Annotated in this window: 17 protein-coding genes; 2 read left to right on the forward strand and 15 right to left on the reverse strand. The window is 38.5% G+C overall.

Annotated features, from left to right (window positions below; genetic code table 11):
* Positions 1–609: 609 nt before the first annotated feature.
* The 15 genes from J2Y60_RS22485 to J2Y60_RS22555 form a co-directional block, all read right to left on the reverse strand.
* A complete protein-coding gene (locus J2Y60_RS22485; protein WP_309924108.1) occupies positions 610–4,653 on the reverse strand; it encodes a tape measure protein in 4,044 nt (1,347 codons plus the stop codon).
* A 201-nt stretch (positions 4,654–4,854) separates the two neighbouring features.
* Positions 4,855–5,373: a hypothetical protein gene (locus J2Y60_RS22490; RefSeq protein ID WP_309924107.1), complete on the reverse strand. Its 519-nt coding sequence runs from the start codon at positions 5,371–5,373 to the stop codon at positions 4,855–4,857.
* Between the two features lie 296 nt (positions 5,374–5,669).
* Positions 5,670–6,263: a DUF4468 domain-containing protein gene (locus J2Y60_RS22495; RefSeq protein ID WP_309924105.1), complete on the reverse strand. Its 594-nt coding sequence runs from the start codon at positions 6,261–6,263 to the stop codon at positions 5,670–5,672.
* Positions 6,264–6,440: 177 nt separating this feature from the next.
* Complete coding sequence (locus tag J2Y60_RS22500) at positions 6,441–7,031, reverse strand: DUF4468 domain-containing protein (protein ID WP_309924103.1); 591 nt, start codon at positions 7,029–7,031, stop codon at positions 6,441–6,443.
* A 178-nt stretch (positions 7,032–7,209) separates the two neighbouring features.
* On the reverse strand, positions 7,210–7,806 hold the full coding sequence (locus J2Y60_RS22505; RefSeq protein WP_309924101.1) for a DUF4468 domain-containing protein: 597 nt from the start codon (positions 7,804–7,806) through the stop codon (positions 7,210–7,212).
* A 171-nt stretch (positions 7,807–7,977) separates the two neighbouring features.
* Positions 7,978–8,577 carry a DUF4468 domain-containing protein gene (locus J2Y60_RS22510; protein ID WP_309924098.1) on the reverse strand — a complete coding sequence of 200 codons (600 nt, stop codon included), beginning with the start codon at positions 8,575–8,577 and terminating at the stop codon, positions 7,978–7,980.
* A gap of 55 nt (positions 8,578–8,632) precedes the next feature.
* Entirely contained in the window at positions 8,633–9,223 is a 591-nt protein-coding gene (locus tag J2Y60_RS22515; protein ID WP_309924096.1) for a DUF4468 domain-containing protein, read from the reverse strand.
* Positions 9,224–9,430: 207 nt separating this feature from the next.
* Positions 9,431–9,922, reverse strand: a complete 492-nt coding sequence (locus J2Y60_RS22520) for a hypothetical protein (protein ID WP_309924094.1) — start codon at positions 9,920–9,922, stop codon at positions 9,431–9,433.
* Between the two features lies 1 nt (position 9,923).
* Complete coding sequence (locus J2Y60_RS22525) at positions 9,924–10,331, reverse strand: hypothetical protein (RefSeq protein ID WP_309924092.1); 408 nt, start codon at positions 10,329–10,331, stop codon at positions 9,924–9,926.
* Positions 10,328–10,792 carry an HK97 gp10 family phage protein gene (locus tag J2Y60_RS22530; protein WP_309924090.1) on the reverse strand — a complete coding sequence of 155 codons (465 nt, stop codon included), beginning with the start codon at positions 10,790–10,792 and terminating at the stop codon, positions 10,328–10,330. Before J2Y60_RS22530 ends, J2Y60_RS22525 begins: the two co-directional genes overlap by 4 nt.
* Entirely contained in the window at positions 10,783–11,112 is a 330-nt protein-coding gene (locus J2Y60_RS22535) for a hypothetical protein (protein ID WP_309924088.1), read from the reverse strand. Before J2Y60_RS22535 ends, J2Y60_RS22530 begins: the two co-directional genes overlap by 10 nt.
* Entirely contained in the window at positions 11,106–11,432 is a 327-nt protein-coding gene (locus J2Y60_RS22540; protein ID WP_309924086.1) for a DUF6706 family protein, read from the reverse strand. Before J2Y60_RS22540 ends, J2Y60_RS22535 begins: the two co-directional genes overlap by 7 nt.
* A gap of 562 nt (positions 11,433–11,994) precedes the next feature.
* The gene (locus J2Y60_RS22545; RefSeq protein WP_409014246.1) at positions 11,995–12,912 is read right to left on the reverse strand and encodes a hypothetical protein; all 918 of its coding nucleotides are present in this window, start codon (positions 12,910–12,912) and stop codon (positions 11,995–11,997) included.
* A 162-nt stretch (positions 12,913–13,074) separates the two neighbouring features.
* Positions 13,075–13,479 carry a hypothetical protein gene (locus tag J2Y60_RS22550; protein WP_309924083.1) on the reverse strand — a complete coding sequence of 135 codons (405 nt, stop codon included), beginning with the start codon at positions 13,477–13,479 and terminating at the stop codon, positions 13,075–13,077.
* Between the two features lie 953 nt (positions 13,480–14,432).
* Positions 14,433–15,062 (reverse strand): hypothetical protein, encoded by a 630-nt coding sequence (locus J2Y60_RS22555; RefSeq protein WP_309924079.1) that lies wholly within the window; start codon positions 15,060–15,062, stop codon positions 14,433–14,435.
* A gap of 218 nt (positions 15,063–15,280) precedes the next feature.
* On the opposite strand from J2Y60_RS22555, the gene J2Y60_RS22560 reads away from it, so the two are divergent.
* Both J2Y60_RS22560 and J2Y60_RS22565 read left to right on the forward strand, forming a co-directional pair.
* A complete protein-coding gene (locus J2Y60_RS22560) occupies positions 15,281–15,910 on the forward strand; it encodes a glycosyl hydrolase 108 family protein (RefSeq protein WP_309924077.1) in 630 nt (209 codons plus the stop codon).
* A complete protein-coding gene (locus J2Y60_RS22565; RefSeq protein ID WP_309924074.1) occupies positions 15,894–16,298 on the forward strand; it encodes a hypothetical protein in 405 nt (134 codons plus the stop codon). Before J2Y60_RS22560 ends, J2Y60_RS22565 begins: the two co-directional genes overlap by 17 nt.
* Positions 16,299–16,339 lie beyond the last annotated feature (41 nt).

A 16,339-nucleotide genomic window follows, 5' to 3' on the forward strand; every position in this document is an offset into this window, starting at 1 on the left:
AACCTCCTGTTTTTTGTGTTTGTCGTAATTCACAAAATAAACAAGGAGGTTTTTATTTGGCAAGCCATCCACAAAATTCGGGATGACTCATGTTTACAGATTAAGAATAGCCATTCACAATATATTATGGACAACTTTTACCCAAAATTCGGGATGACACATGTTCTCAGACTTGGCATTACCCAAATAATACAAACAAACGCTTAAAATAACAACTAATGACCTACTGACTTGTAATCAGTTCAATCCCGATAGAAAATCACAAAATACTCGTTCTTCACGCTATTCGATTTGTTCCGCAAGGGCAAATCGAATGAACGATAAAAACGTTCTCTGAACGTTTAAGGAATTAAAGCCTTTTTATCAAAGCTTGTACATGTCTTTCAGCACAAATGGAGGAGCGTTAGTCGATAGCAATTTCCTTTGCTGAATGAGGTCTGGGGAAGACACCAGCTTTGGGTAAAATATTTTCTTAAACTTTTTTCTATTAGCGGGTGACTTAAGTCACCCGCTAATAGAAAAAAGTTTAACTTAACGTCACGCTATTCGATTTGTTCCGCAAGAAAACTGATGGCATGACTTCAAGTCATGCCATCAGTAAGAAAGAGCCTACACCAAATCCTTAATAAAATTAGCATAAATCTTCGTCAGCAACTTTGATGCATTCTTGTCCGCTCCTTCAGCATGGGGATGGATGCCGTCGGGGAGATAGATGCGTTGTCTGTTCATATCTAGCGTGGTGTTTTGTCCGTTTGTGTAATTGCTCCAAGGCTCTTGTGTCCACAGAGATTTTGAACCTTGCACAATCTGTTGTGAAAAACCTGTCTTCTCCCACATTCGGAGTAACGGAAAGCCCCAATAATCGGCGAGTACCTCTTGTGCCTGCGAAACTGGTGTGAGCAAATCGTTTTCATAATGCCCAACAAAGGCTATACGGGCGAATTTGTTGTATTTTAAAATCAAGTCTATTAAATAATTCATCGCTCCGATAAAATAACGCCTGTCGTCACGTTGTGCAGGAATAACGCTAAGGTCGTTACTATAACCGTCGTTTCGCCCGTGGTCGAAGATGAAGAAATCGGGCATTGGTTTGGTACCGTCTAAGTAAGGTAACAGCCTATATTCGTAGCTACACGCTAGCATTTTTGTCTTCTCCGCATCGGTTAAAACATCAGGTGGATTATTACTTAAAGAGCCTTTAATAGTATCCCAAGTATCGATTAAAGTTTGTATTTCCGACTTTTTACGAGCCAAGGCATACATAAAATTCTGGTATGCCAAACCATTATACGAACCATCTGCCCGACTAATCCTTGCCGTAGAACTTCCCACAGCCATGTTGATACCGACCCCGCCTAAACTAGCAGGCCCATCCGTCGGGTATCTGCCCCCCTCGGGAATGGAGGTTCCGAAATGCAGAAAGGTTTTGCCTGATAATAAATTCGACGAGCCATTTTCTAACTTCGTAATTCGTTCTTGCTCTGTCGATAATTGTGCCGTTGATACTGCCTTCGTAAATACTGTGTATTTCGTAAGATTGTAATTTTGCCCTACTAAACCAGATAAATAAAGCTTTGTCGCTTGTAGGGGAATCATCAACTGATAGTCATTGACAAAATCAATCAAGCCAATCGTAGCCGTGATACCAGTCATCCATTTATCAGTAGATGTAGCTCCTTTTTTGAAAGCATTGACAAGATTATCTGCATTTTGTGCCAAGCCCGATAACAACTGACCAGTATCGCCAATCGCTCCATTCATTTTTGACATTACACCACCTAATTGGCCACCTAAACTAGCGAATTTGGAAACAACACTTAATAGATGGTCGTTAAGATTTTTTTCAGCGTCTTGTACAACTTTTAATTGTTTTATGTAATCATCAGTATTTTCCTTACCGTCATCTTTTATTTTTTTAAGTGTGTTTTTCTCTGTCTCAACCTTTTCCTTTAAATATTTAAGGTCAATCACTTTTAGGCTCTCCAAAAGTGCTTTATAGGAAGCTAATTTTTCGTCTTGAGTTTTTTTAAGTTCATCTAATTCCTTTTTTTCTCCTTTTTCTAACTTCTCCTTATTTTTAAGGTATTCAGCATTTGTTTTGTCTATATATTGGCTCTCTAAGTCTTCTCTTAAGCCTTTATGTTTCTTGATGATGTTGTCCTTTTGCTCTTCATACGTTTCATGATTGCGTAAATACTCTTGCAGATTAGTAGCAATTTGCTCATTAGTCTGGTTGGTTTCCTCTACAAGGGTATTGGTTTGAGCGATGCCTTCCGTAGAAGTATCGCCTTTCAATTTCTCTTTTAGCTTTTCAATATACTCAAGATACTCTACCAAACTTTTGGCTTCTTTTTTAGCCTTCAACATATCCTCCTTGAGTAACTCCACACCAGATTTTTTCCCAGTGACTATCTGATATTCAATCTTATACTTTACTAAATTGCCTTGTGCTTCGGTTTTTGCGGTAGGATCAAGATTGACATCATTTTGTTTAGTCTCAAACTCTTTAATCTTTTTACTTAGAAAATCAACATAATTATTCCCTTGAGGAAGTAAATCTTTAAACTGAGGATGAGCATCTGCGACTTCCTTACTGATATTTTTTACCCAATTTTCATACAAAACATATTGTTTCTTTTTCTCCTCAATCTCTTCCTCAAAAGTTTTAATCTTACCCTTTGAGAGCTCTTCTTCCAATTGCTTACGTCCTTCAGCTACTTTTTTTTCTGCGTCAAGTACTACTGCTATTTGTGCGATTTTTTCACTTGGGTTATTACTATGCTCATAAATATACTGTGCTTTAGAAGATATTTCTTGCCAATAAGCAATACTACCATAGGGGGCTGGAGCGGTTGGTGCAGGGGTTTTAGGTGCAGGGGTATTATGAGGCTTATCTTCTTCACTATCAGACACTTCATAACTTTTCAGTTCCTTTTTAACTTTCTTAATAGTAGCTTTTAATTCCAAAAACTTTTTTGTGTTTTTTTCCTGCTTATCAAATTCCGTTTGAAGTTGTTTTAACTCTTTGTCCCAATACTCTTTATTCTTTACGTTTCCTTCCTTTTCAGCTTCCTTCCTTTCATTAATTAATGTTTTGTTAACATCTATATATTGTTTGGCAAGTGCATTTCTTAAAGCTTTATCTTCCTTTAGTTGATTATTTAGGTAAAATTGCATAGAAGAAACTCCTCCAGTAACACCTAATTGGGGCTTAGTAAATAAATCAGATTGTCTCTTTTTGTTATCTGCAATTCGCTTGTCAACCTCTGCTATTTTATTTTTTATATCTCCAATCTTAATTCCAGTAAGAGCAGCATTGAATTCTTTTTGACTCTTTGTCGCATCCATCGTCTTGTATTTATACAAGTCAATGTTTTTAAGCATATCTGGATACAATTTTTGTAACTCTTCATAGGCTCTTAATTGTTCATCATGAGTAGAGGTGTTATTTCTTATAACATTATTAAGCTTGTTGGTTTCGTCTTTTAAATTGTTTATTTTCTTAGTAGATTCAGCTAATTCTTGGTTACATTTATTTTGTGCCCTTTCGGCGATTGCTGTATTTGTATTGAATAAATATACCGCACTTGCTAAACCAATAATCAATGTTGTCACAGCCACATAAGGATTCGCCAACATAGTAGCATTAAGCACCTTTTGAGCTCCTTCTACCAATAACAAAGCTTGATACTCTGCTAGTGTTGCAATCGTCCAGCCTCCTTTTATAGCAATTGCAGCAGCCTCAGTCGCATTAACCACTAATAAAGCTGCTTTGTAGACACCATACGCAATAGCTAATACTTCAATTATCTTAGCAATGCTTTGGTAGTTTTCAAGCATCGAAACACCCATCTGAAGCGTACCTGCAACCAAACCGTCGGTATCTTTCCCTATTTCATTATATACCCTATTGATAGACTCCTCCAAGTTGGTCATTAATGCATCAACAGATTTAGCCTGTTCCTTCATTACCCCTGAAAACATCCCTCCCGTAGAAGTCATGCTTTGGAAAGCTAGCTCTATTTGAGGTAACCCTACCTTACTAGCTTCAACCATTTTTTCCACTCCATCACGGTTGGTATTCAGCACATTCCCTAATACTTCAAAGATAGGGATACCTTTTCCAGCCATCCCCTCAATGTCGCTCAAGCTAGCCACTCCGTTTGTACGGATTGCTCCAAAGGTATTCACAAGGTCTTCAATAGGCATATTCACGCCATGTGCTACATCGCCCAACATTTGGAGATGCCCTATCACGGTGTCTGTCGAAAAACCATAAGCCACCATCAGCTTCGCAGATTCTCCTACTTGCGTCAGTGATAGTGGCGTTTTGGCAGCCAAATCAGCTACTTGTGCCATTAGCTCATCTGCCTTTTCCTTTGACCCCAACATTACCTTCAGCGAGCCTTCAAGTGCTTGAAATTCGCCTCGCACTTTAATGATTTGCTGTGCTACTTCCCTAAGATTATCGCTCGTAAAAGTATTTTCAATGGCTTTCCCTAATTTCGAAAATACTGTATCTGTTTTTTCTGCTTCCGCTGTTGCTTTGTTTGTAAAACCCTTGATACGTTCCTCCATCTCCTGAAATGATTTCAAGAACTGAGAATTATTTATCAAAGCATCAAAGCTTATGGCACCACCGTTATTGTTCATTTTTCTTTACTTTATGAATGGTCTTTAGGTAATCTTCGAACTTCATTGTCTTTTCTTCAATACTTTCTTTTTTGGGCAGATTATACCTTGGTTGATCGGCCAAAATTTTTTGAATTGTTACCCACGGAATTTGCCACATCAGTTCGTGCCAACTCCAGCCAAATTCTTTTGAAATAATCCCGATACTACCGTAGATTGATTTTAATCCAGTATTACTTCTTCCTCCTCCGTGGCTATTTTCTCTATCAAATGAGGAGGTTTGATTATCGTCTGATGAATCGAAAGAAATTTGATAGAGAGTATAAAATCCGTTGGATTGCACATTTGGTTGATAATCATCGCCAACTCTAGCAACTGTTTGGGTTCAACCCTGTTCAGAAAATAGTTGGCCACAAAACCGCCAAAGTATTTAATCAACACTTTATTCCTTAACACGGCTATCATAATGATGCGCGAAAGGGGCTCTGGGGCGGTTGCCATCAGGTTTTTCGATTCCGACATCCAGTTGTCATCAATCTTGTGCGGATTAAAATTTATTTTTTTAAACTCCGCACTTAGCATCAGGATTAAGCCTAAGCTAAAGGGTTTGATGATAAATTCACGGGTTTCGGAACCTACAAATCGTAGGATGGAGCTTTTCTTGCAGTTCCATTTTAGACCTCGTTCTATCAGAGCGTCTATCTCTTTTTTTTCAAGGTTGTTTATTTCTTGTTCAGACATGGGGTGTAGGTGATAAAAATTTTATACAATCGCAGCAGTCGCTCGCTTCCAAGCGAGTGACCATTATTAAAAGGCTTCCAGCCGAAAAAACTATTAAATGTCAAGCTATAAGTTACTCATGCATGACTTTGTTAGTTTTGCCCTAATTACCAAACAATTGGAATTCATGCCATGAGTGAAATATCAATCATAGAGGAGCTTTGGTACTTTATCAATAGCGAGGGACTTAAGTCCCTCACTATTGATAAAGTAAATCAACTATTATAACGCTAATAAATATACGTGAACGAAAAACTTTAAAAATCATCATTACTTTTCATGGCTGTTTTTAAAGAATTAGAAATGGTATCTAAGATATCTTTTACATTGGATATTCTAGAAGAATAGCTATTGTAGCCTACTTTTAAGCCATTAACCTCTTCCTCATATTTTTTTAATTCTTTTTTAGACATACTACTGGTTGACAATGCAAGTATGTTATCTAATTTTGATTTAACTGAATTAAGTCCCAAAAGCGTTTTTTCAATTGATGAATACGAACTTACAAAGTTACTAGTACCTGCAAATCCAATATTTATCTCAGTAATCGAATACCTATACTTATTCTCTTTTACATCAATGGTAATAGTATATTTAAAATTAGGATAAAATTCTACATTCAAATCAGACAACCCCTTAATAATCAACCTCCCCTGTTCCTTATCTTCAAATTGAATCACAGATTTATAGTCGCCAAAGGTTTTGGCTATCCATGTTTGGGCATTGGCATACAGCTTGGCTTTAGTATTTTTTACTTCCACTACCTCTTCTCTATCAAAACTACTAGGCGTTTGGCAAAAGGTGTAAGTACTCATTAATAAGCTTAGGGCAATAATTAAAGTCTTTTTCATTTTATTATCTTAAGGTCTTTTTATGTGATTCAGCTATAAAATTAGCTAAAAAGAATTAATAAAATTTAAACTAGCACCGTTTATCATTAGCGAGGGACTTAAGTCCCTCACTATTCATGAAAGCAAATCGAATATTATAACGCTAATAAATATACGTGAAAGAAAAATCACTAATTCTTAAAAATCATCATTACTTTTCATGGCTGTTTTTAAAGAATTAGAAATGTCATCTAAGGTTTGTTGTACTTTTAAACTTTTAATAACATTTCGCTCATATCCATTCCTAAGGCTATTAATTTCTTCCTCATGCTTTTTTAATTCTTTTTTAGACATATCTCCTGTTGGTAGTGATGTTAACTTGTTTAAGTTATTTTTTACTACTTTAAACCTTTCAAATATTTGGTCTGCAGAGTCATATGAAGTTGCAATATTATTAGTGCCAAAACCGACTTTAATATCAGTAATTGCATATCTATATTTTCCTTCCTTTACATCAACAGTAATAACATATTTCATATCAGGATATAAATCTAAGTCTAACCTTGACAACCCCTTAATAATCAACCTCCCCTGTTCCTTATCTTCAAACTGAATCACAGACTTATAGTCACCAAAGGTTTTGGCTATCCATGTTTGAGCATTGGCATACAGCTTGGCTTTCGTATTTTTTACTTCCACCACCTCTTCTCTATCAAAACTACTAGGCGTTTGGCAAAAGGTGTAAGTACTGATTAATAAGCTTAGCGCAATAAGTAAGGTCTTTTTCATTTTATTATCTTAAGGTCTTTTTATGTGATTCAGCTATAAAATTAGCTAAAAAGAATTAATAAAATTAAAACTAGCACCGTTTATCATTAGCGAGGGACCTAAGTCCTTCGCTAGGAATACAAACAAATTGATTATTATAACGCTAATAAATATACGTAAAAGAAGAAATCTTTAAACTTTAAAAATCATCATTACTTTTCATGGCTGTTTTTAAAGAGTTAGAAATACTATCCAGAATTTCTTTTACTTTAGATATTCTAAAAGAAACTCTTCCATACGTTCCTTTTAAACTATTAACTTCTTCTTCATGTTTCTTTAACTCTTTTTTAGACATATTACTAGTTGATAATGCCGTTATATTATCTAGTTTTAATTTAACGGTTTTAAGTCCACTAATATTTTCTTCAAATGGTGAATAAGTACTTGCAATCTTATCTTCATAATTGCCAAAACCCATTTGTATATCATTAATTGAATACCTATATTTATTCTCTTTTACGTCAATAGTAATCGTATATTTAAAATCAGGATAAGAGTTGATACCCAAATCAGACAACCCCTTAATAATCAACCTCCCCTGCTCCTTATCTTCAAATTGAATCACAGACTTATAGTCACCAAAGGTTTTGGCTATCCATGTTTGGGCATTGGCATACAGCTTGGCTTTTGTATTTTTTACTTCTACTACCTCTTCTCTATCAAAACTACTAGGCGTTTGGCTAAAGGTGTAAGTACTCATTAATAAGCTTAGCCCAATAAGTAAGGTCTTTTTCATTTTATTATCTTAAGGTCTTTTTTTTATGTGATTCAGCTATAAAATTAGCTAAAAAGAATTAATAAAATTTAAATCAGCACCGTTTATCAATAGTGAGGGACTTAAGTCCCTCACTATTGATAAAGTAAATCAACTATTTTAACGCTAATAAATATACGTGAACGAAAAACTTTAAAAATCATCATTACTTTTCATGGCTGTTTTTAAAGAAGCAACTATAGTATCTAAATTACTCATTATCTTAACTTTTACATTGTTAAAATCTTCAATGACACTTTTATAATAAGCTATTTCTTTTTCAATTTTTTGTAATTCTTTTTTTTGCTTCCGATGAGTACGTAAAGCTTTTAGGCTATCTATTTCTGTCCTTGCTAACGCTATAGTGTTATTAATAAAAATTTCGGCTTCTTCAAAATAATTAGGATTTTCACGAAAATTTATGCCAACAGATCTAATCTCATAGCTATACTTATTATCCTTTACAATAATGCTAATTGTAAAGGATGCTTTACTAACAATACTTATCAATATATCAGAAAACTCATCAAAAATTAATTTACCTTGTTCCTTATCTTCAAAATTTTGCCTATAATCGATAAAAAATTTATCATCTGTAAAGGTTTTGGATTTCCATTTCCGAGCATTTTCGTATAGCTTATCCTTGCTGTTCTGTACTTCTACTTCTGCTTGTCTATTAAAACTAAACTGGCTTTGGCAAAAGGTGTAAGTACTGATTAATAAGCTTAGCACAATAAGTAAGGTCTTTTTCATGAGTAAGTTGCTATTATCTTGTTGGGTTAGTAAACAATTTTTAAAGAAATAAACCTTAAAAATCATCATTACTTTTCATAGCTGTTTTTAATGAATTAGTTAACTCATTGAATGTTCCATTTATTTTGGTCTTGTAACTAATAAGGTCTTCATAAACTCTTTTTAGCATATTTATTTCCTCTTCATGCTTCTTCAATTCTTTTCTGGACATTCCACTAGTTGTCAACGTCATTAACTTATCAATATCTAACCTTCTTTCCTTTATAACGTCTATAATATCTTCAGCAGAACTATATATAGTCTCACCTGTACTAGTAATAAAACCCTTATTTATATCTGAAATAGAATATCTATATTTTCCTTCCTTTACATCAACAGTAATAACATATTTCATATCAGGATATAAATCTAAGTCTAACCTTGACAACCCCTTAATAATCAACCTCCCCTGTTCCTTATCTTCAAATTGAATCACAGACTTATAGTCACCAAAAGTTTTGGTTATCCATGTTTGGGCATTGGCATACAGCTTGGCTTTCGTATTTTTTACTTCCACTACTTCTTCTCTATCAAAACTACTAGGCGTTTGGCAAAAGGTGTAAGTACTCATTAATAAGCTTAGCCCAATAATTAAGGTCTTTTTCATTTTATTATCTTAAGGTCTTTTTATGTGATTCAGCTATAAAATTAGCTAAAAAGAATTAATAAAATTAAAAAAGAAGCCGTTTTTCAGGGGAGTATTGTGATGCATAACACTTATACAAATATAGCGATTTTAGCAATAATTTTGTAAAAAAAGCCCATAAAATTTACAGGCTTTTTAACAATTATATCATTACTCAAATCTTACTGATTATGATGGATCTTCCCACGTCTCGGCATACACGCCTGCCTTTTGTGGCTTCATTACCGTCAGCGTAACCTCGATGGTTGCCAAGGCTTTTTTACTGAATTCACCCGCACGTTTTGCCGATACCAAGGCTCGGTTTATCGTGATGATATGCCCTGTTTTGGTTTCAATCTGCACAGATTTCTGAATTTTGGAAGTAGTGTCGGGTGAGTTCCAAACGCCTGAGGCTACCGTCCCTCCTAACAAAAATCCTGCAATATCTGCGTCGGCATTCATCACCGTATATTTATACTGCTTCTTACCCATCGTGATGATGGATTCTTCGGGATAGTCGTTTTCTTCCGACATAAATTCCTGCACTTCGTTGTCGCCCGTTTCAATCTTGAAGGTGTCTGAAAGGGTCAATCCTTTTGAAACAAAGGCTGTTGCTGTTCCGCCGTCGTTGGCGATGTCGCCATATTTAATGCTTTTTAATCCGTAGGTTACTGTTGCCATTTTATGTGTTATAAAAAGTGAAAATTAATCGTATGTTTTGAAAATGAGCGTTGATAGCTCTCTCTTCGATAATTGTGGATGATTGAATAAAAATCGAGTAAGTACTGGTGCTTACTTCTGCTAAAATATCGTATGCTAGACTGCTTAATTCACCTAAACGCTTGATATTAGGTTGGTTCTGAACTTCGCCATTGAGCTTCACGACGAGGTCGGGCACATGGATATTGACGTTGACGATGCCCCGTTGCAAGTTGCCTTCGCCGATGCTGAGGCTGTTGATGACTACGTCTTCTTGGCTACTGTTGACGGGTCGGCGTAATTTATACAGTCCTCCGCTGATGGCAGTTTTCAGGCTCGAATCGTTCAAGATGGCGTAAAGCGTGGCGATTTGGTCAAATTGTGTTTTCATGGCTCTTCTTTCATTTCTTGCTGAACTTTATTAAGTACTTTCAGGATCTCTTTTTTGGCCAATTCTTCTGAAGAGGTCAACACATCTTTCCCTTTGGCTTCCTCTTCGGCGGTATTTTCCATGCCTGCTACCACGATAAGCACAAAGCCTTCGCTATGGTTGCCCGCTAGTTCTTCTGCCAAATCTTTCCCTTTCTGCGAACCATACTTGATGCCTAACGAGCCTTCTATTTGCTTGAACCCTCCTGAGTTGACTTCCTCGCCATTATCCAGCACCACATAGCCTATTGAACTGCGGAGGTTTCCCATCGGGTCGTCATAGTCGGCATTTTCTAGGGCGGTATCCACACATTCGGCACCTATTTCGTCAAGGCTTTGGATTACTTTTTCCCTAAACTGTTTGTTTACTTTTTCAAGCCTTTTATGGATGCCGAAGAGGTCGAATGTTTTTATTAAACCCATAGTCTGCTATGAAAGGTGTCTTTTGAAAATCCTCGGCAAGTTCCTGATAGCCTGACGCTACCGTCAGGGTTACGTACTTGCACTTTTGACCCAACATTTATCACTTCGCAAGATGCTTCGCAATACACTACCGCATCTGGTATATACGCCATGCCGTCATCAACAGTGGGCATTCGTTGGGCGGAGGTGGTTTCGTCACGGCATTTTGCCATCAACACCCATTCGGCTCCGTTGCTGACAAAATCGCCTGTGGCATCTTGGCTCGAGGCCAGTATCTGATACTGGTATAGGCTATAAGGATATTGCGTTGATACTACCATTGGTTTGATTTATCGGTGATGGATGGTACTGGATTCAGCGTATCGGGAAGACCAAGCTCCAAGCAAAGCGATTGATAATAGGCTTTGATGTTGGCAATGGCGTATTCTCGTGAGTACTGTCCTTCCGACACCTTGGGTACTAACAATAGCATGGGTACAATGGCATACATCAGCTTGTCGGCATCAATGGCATTGTCTGTGTTGTATTCGCGACTGCCATCTATTCCTATCTTTGTAATGTATGAATCTAACGTAATCTCAGAAAGTGTAAACCCAAATTCCAAAATCCTTGCTTGAATGATTTGCTTGATGGAAGGCATATTTTTAGTTGTGAGTTAGTGAATTGTGAGTTGTTCTATTGAGTGATTTGTGATTTAGTGAGTTAGTGATTGTTTTTTTCTTTTGCAGTCGCTCGTATTTTACGAGTGACGATTATTCGCAGAAGCCCTCTGGGCGAACGTTGTTGATGAGAGTATTTGTGATATACCTCCAATCCCGTGGTCTGTGGCACACAGAACACAAAGTAATTCGCGTGAAAATACTCATGGCATGACTTTGCTAGTTTCATGATAATTGCCAAATAATTTGTAAGTCATGCCATGAGTGAGACCACGGAAGTAGGTATTCTATTGAGTGATTTGTGAATGAGTGATTGAGTGATTTTCTTGCCTTACTCTTTAATATTTTGCTCTTCGAGATGTTCCGAAGGGTAAGTCGAGTAGCGAGGTCATGCCATGAGTATTTTCAAACCATTTTGTGTTCTGTGTGCCACAGACCACGGAAGTAAAAAACAATCACTCATTCACTAAATCACAAATCACTCAATAGAACAACTCACAACCCACTAACTCACAACTAAAAACAATCACTCAATGAAACAAATCACCCAATACTTTTTGAGTCAAGCGTATAAATCCCTTCCACATTTGAAATCACAGGAATTACTCTTGCTTGGGAAGTCGTAAATTCTGATAGCGACGGGCGGTTGGTTCTGAACTTCGATACCAAGATAAAATCATCCGTCACCGAATACGTCACGCCCGCTGTTGGGTGATTTTGTTCGGCCAATTTAGCGTAAAACAACGAGCCAATTGGTCCCGCTGGTGTAAATACCACCATGCCATCTTGCCAAGGTTTGAAGGTCGTCTGCACGCCGTTTTTCTCGTAACGCACCGCCCTGTCGATAATCTGTAGGTTTACCCCAAAGCGTGAAAGAATCACCTGACGAGCCTGTTCGATAGAAGGCGAAGGAATAGACCCTCCCGAGAAGCCCGCATTGAAAGCAAACATCTCCTTGAACGACGTCGCCTTGGTCATGTTATTAAAGGCCGTTTTGTCCATATAAATAGTACCTAACACATTGCCATCCAGACTTGCCTTTGTAAACACATTTTCGATTTCGTCGATAGGCTTGGCTGTTGATGCCGACGACCATAATACCGAGGCAACAAACTTATTATCAGCCTTGTAGCCGTAGTCGATTCTGATGCCCGTCCCAACGTTGTCGCTGTCTACCAAGGCTACACCCGTTGAAAGTCCCTGCAAAAACACCTGCTCGTTGCGTTCCCAGATACCCGTAATTACTTTGGGCGTATCGTTGAAGATAGCGCTGATAATCTGGCTTTCAGTGGCGTTTTGGGCGATGGTTACGTCCAAGTTGGTCAGTTGCTGTTCGTTCATTTTTAGCTCCATGCCAAACTTAGGGATGTCGCCGTTGGCTTTGGAGATTGAGTCACGCTTTTTCAAGGGTAATTCGCTATCCATCGCCACGACGTCGGCCATGATGGCGGTGTTCGCCACGCTGATTGACTCCCATTTACCTGTCGCAGAGAACTGTTTTCTCAACAACGCTCTGTGTAAATAGGTCAATTCATTTTTAGCGTCGTTCAACTCTTGCACCACGCGTGTAGTGATACCGGGAAACCATTTGTTTACCCATTCAATAAATAATGATTGTTCCATTTATTCGTCTGCTGTGAAAATCAATTGTGGCAAGGCTGTTTTTACTGCCGACAAAATTGAGGTTAAAGAAAAAGGTGAGGCTACTGTATTAACAGTGCCGCGAATCATGATACCTGCAAAGGGTTTTGCGGTTCTGATGGTGGCTACCAAGATGCCCGCATAGGTATGCCCCGAAGGCAATGATCCATAGACGGTGTCGTTGGTGGCGAGTGGCATGGGCTTGAAAAGTCCCGTGGCTGTTTCACGGATGATTACATGCCCCGCTTTGATGATTGTAGGGCCAAAGCCCGTAGTATCAAGCGTTTTGCCACCTTTGATGGATTCAAGGTTATTCATGATAACGATTGAATCTTTCTCTGATAAAATGCTTTCATCAGGATTTGAAAGGTTTGCGTATCCTGCCATTTTAATTAATTGTGATTTAGTGAGTTAGCAATTGAGTGAGTTGTGAATGAGTGAGTTAGTGAGTTGTGATTGAGTGAGTTGTGAGTTAGTGATTGAGTGATTTTTTCAACCTTCAACCGAGGTACTCACCCGTTTTTCTGCCCTTGTTGGAATTATTTCCAACAAGCTAGGCGTGTTATATTACCCGCATATTTTCGCTGATTTGAAACGCTGATTTTCGCTTCAACCGTGGTCTGTGGCACACAGAACACAATATTGGGATTCTTCATGGTATGACTGTATTTGTTTTATCCTAATTGATAAGCAATTGAAAATCAATCCATAATGGAGAAATCTTTTATACCTAAGTTTCCTCTTTTCCTCTTAGCGGGTGACTTAAGTCCTATCGATTACCCACATCTTTTAAAAAAGTTGAAATGAAGATGTGATTATTGATTTAAGGGTTCAATCGTCCTTCAAACCAAGCGTCTGTCGCCCCAACATGACTAATCGAGCGAGCTTTCAACCCTTATCCCTAGCGAGGGACTTAAGTCCCTCGCTAGGGATAAATACAAGATTTCCAGATACTTACAATATTGTGGATAATAAGTAAGACTTAAGTCACCCGCTAGAAGAAATGGTTATGTTCTATCATATCTTACGCAGTCGCTCGTTTCAAACGAGTGACGACTATTAGTAGTCCTCTGGACGAATATGTAATTGTGAATGAGTGAATTGTGATTGAGTGAGTTGTGAGTTAGTGATTGAGTGATTTTTTCAACCTTCAACCGAGGTACTCACCCGTTTTCTGTGGCACAGAACACAGTTGAAGCGAAAATCAGCGTTTCAAATCAGCGAAAATCTGCGGGTAATATTACACGCCTAGCTTATCCCAATATTGTGTTTTGTGAGCCACATACCACGGTTGAATAAAAAAAATCACTCAATCACTAACTCACTCAATCACAACTAATTCACATAATATTCCCCATCACACTATCCAGCTCAGCCTTTGAAGGTTCTTTGGTTTTGCCTCCACTGCCCGCTATCGGTACGGGGCGTGCTAAAAGGCCAACGTTGGCAATCTCTTGGGTGACAGCCGAAAGGTCTGTTTGGGTGTCGGTTAGGTAATTAGTGAAGTCATCATCGGTGCCAAAGTTCATTCTTTCAAAGTCTTTTAAAACCTTGTTCTTAAAAGCCCTTGGGGCATCTTTCAATGTTTCTTCTAGTAAGCTTTTGCGTGTTTGAGTTGTCTTTCCAGCCTCCAATGCCGTCAACTTTTCAGTCAATTGTCTGTTGGCATCCATCAACCCCTTTGCCCACGCAGGCATGTCTGATGTGTCGGGTTCGGTAGCGCCCCCCTTTTTGTTTTCATCCTCTTTTCGCAAGGCGTCGGCTTTGGCTTTGGTGGCTTCCGTTCTGATGCGGTCGGTTTCCGACTGAAAACTTTTGGCTAATGTTTCGACCCCACCTACGGCGGTTTCAATCGCTGATTCTTCGGGAGTAGTGCTTGCCAACATATCGGCAATTCCATCGAGAATCTTTTCACTCAAACCCAAATTTTTGTACCTGTTTTTGAGCGAGACTAAGATTTTTTCTTTCATAATTTTCAGAAGAATTGTAGATTTCTTGCACAAAGATATATGAAAAAAAAGTACCGTTGTATGCCCTTTTTGAATAAATTTGTATAATTCTTTTAGCCCAAAAGTTAACCTTCGTATTATCCGAACACTAGAAAATTTAGCTGGAAAAAATAATTTTATTTATTTTTCAAAAGGCAAAAAAACTACACTTGAACACCTGAAAAAACACCTTTTTTTAAATGAACAAAAAAAAATTCATCCTTACAGTGGGCATTGTATTGAAGTCGGCTATTGCTTTTCCAGCAGACTTCAACCGCTATTTCCCGCATCTCCTCAAAGCCGAGGGTGTCTTGTTTACCGTCACCCAATACGACCGCGGAGGTGCCACCAAATACGGCGTGACCCTCAGCACCTACAAACGTGCCTGCCTGCGGGCCATCGCCCTTGCGTGCGACAAAGATGCCGACGGCAAGGTTTCTGCTTTCGACCTTGCCCTAACGACCCAGCACGACATCAAGCCCATTTACAAAGCCATGTACTGGAACTACGCCAACGCCCAAACCATCCACAACCAAGCCATCGCCGAAACCATCGTAGACATCCTCGTGAATTGTGGCCCCGGCAAAGACAAAGCCAACGTAAAGGCCATCCAGCGCATCGTAGGTGCCACGCCCGACGGCGTATTTGGGACAGCAACCATCCGCAAAATCAACAAGGCGAACCCTGGAAAGCTTTACAGCAAAATCTACCAATACCGCACCCACTACTACCAAGCCATAGGCGTGGGCAATCAACGAAAATTCCTGCGGGGATGGCTTAACCGCATCGAAAACTTAAAAAAAATCCACCTACATGAAAAGTACATTTAACACCATTTCCTCGCTGATTATCTGGTCAGGCCTTATCATCAGCGGACTAACAAGCTGTCAGGAATCAACGGCTACGACAGTCCACCATGCACCCACAGATTTAGCAGTAAAGCTCCAGAAAACTAACCAGATAGCAGTGATGCGCAAAGAAGTCGAGAACGTCGCTCAGAACCAATTTGGGGTGTGCGACACCTGCGTAACGGGCTATAAGTCGGTGATTATTGAAAACCGACTGCTGGCCAACGAGCTGGCAAAACAGAATCTCAGGATGAAACAAATCCTTGATAGCAACGAAGTTGAACTCCAGAAAATCCAGACATTACATTCCACAAACCGCAAAACCCGACAAGATTATGAGCTTCGCTACGCTTTGGCAAACAATCAATAAACTAAAAACTGAACTCACCGCCGACAAGGTTTCCCTGCTCT

Source organism: Arcicella sp. BE140 (assembly GCF_031456255.1).
GTDB classification, from domain to species: Bacteria; Bacteroidota; Bacteroidia; order Cytophagales; family Spirosomataceae; genus Arcicella; species Arcicella aquatica.

Excerpts from the sequence above, each read along its gene's own strand:
- J2Y60_RS22530 (WP_309924090.1), bottom strand. The coding sequence starts at position 10,792 with ATGGGTTTAATAAAAACATTCGACCTCTTCGGCATCCATAAAAGGCTT.
- J2Y60_RS22550 (WP_309924083.1), bottom strand. The coding sequence starts at position 13,479 with ATGGCAGGATACGCAAACCTTTCAAATCCTGATGAAAGCATTTTATCA.
- J2Y60_RS22520 (WP_309924094.1), bottom strand. The coding sequence starts at position 9,922 with ATGGCAACAGTAACCTACGGATTAAAAAGCATTAAATATGGCGACATC.
- J2Y60_RS22500 (WP_309924103.1), bottom strand. The coding sequence starts at position 7,031 with ATGAAAAAGACCTTACTTATTGCGCTAAGCTTATTAATCAGTACTTAC.
- J2Y60_RS22495 (WP_309924105.1), bottom strand. The coding sequence starts at position 6,263 with ATGAAAAAGACTTTAATTATTGCCCTAAGCTTATTAATGAGTACTTAC.
- J2Y60_RS22485 (WP_309924108.1), bottom strand. The coding sequence starts at position 4,653 with ATGAACAATAACGGTGGTGCCATAAGCTTTGATGCTTTGATAAATAAT.
- J2Y60_RS22510 (WP_309924098.1), bottom strand. The coding sequence starts at position 8,577 with ATGAAAAAGACCTTACTTATTGTGCTAAGCTTATTAATCAGTACTTAC.
- J2Y60_RS22565 (WP_309924074.1), top strand. The coding sequence starts at position 15,894 with ATGAAAAGTACATTTAACACCATTTCCTCGCTGATTATCTGGTCAGGC.
- J2Y60_RS22555 (WP_309924079.1), bottom strand. The coding sequence starts at position 15,062 with ATGAAAGAAAAAATCTTAGTCTCGCTCAAAAACAGGTACAAAAATTTG.
- J2Y60_RS22535 (WP_309924088.1), bottom strand. The coding sequence starts at position 11,112 with ATGGTAGTATCAACGCAATATCCTTATAGCCTATACCAGTATCAGATA.
- J2Y60_RS22515 (WP_309924096.1), bottom strand. The coding sequence starts at position 9,223 with ATGAAAAAGACCTTAATTATTGGGCTAAGCTTATTAATGAGTACTTAC.
- J2Y60_RS22560 (WP_309924077.1), top strand. The coding sequence starts at position 15,281 with ATGAACAAAAAAAAATTCATCCTTACAGTGGGCATTGTATTGAAGTCG.
- J2Y60_RS22525 (WP_309924092.1), bottom strand. The coding sequence starts at position 10,331 with ATGAAAACACAATTTGACCAAATCGCCACGCTTTACGCCATCTTGAAC.
- J2Y60_RS22505 (WP_309924101.1), bottom strand. The coding sequence starts at position 7,806 with ATGAAAAAGACCTTACTTATTGGGCTAAGCTTATTAATGAGTACTTAC.
- J2Y60_RS22490 (WP_309924107.1), bottom strand. The coding sequence starts at position 5,373 with ATGTCTGAACAAGAAATAAACAACCTTGAAAAAAAAGAGATAGACGCT.
- J2Y60_RS22540 (WP_309924086.1), bottom strand. The coding sequence starts at position 11,432 with ATGCCTTCCATCAAGCAAATCATTCAAGCAAGGATTTTGGAATTTGGG.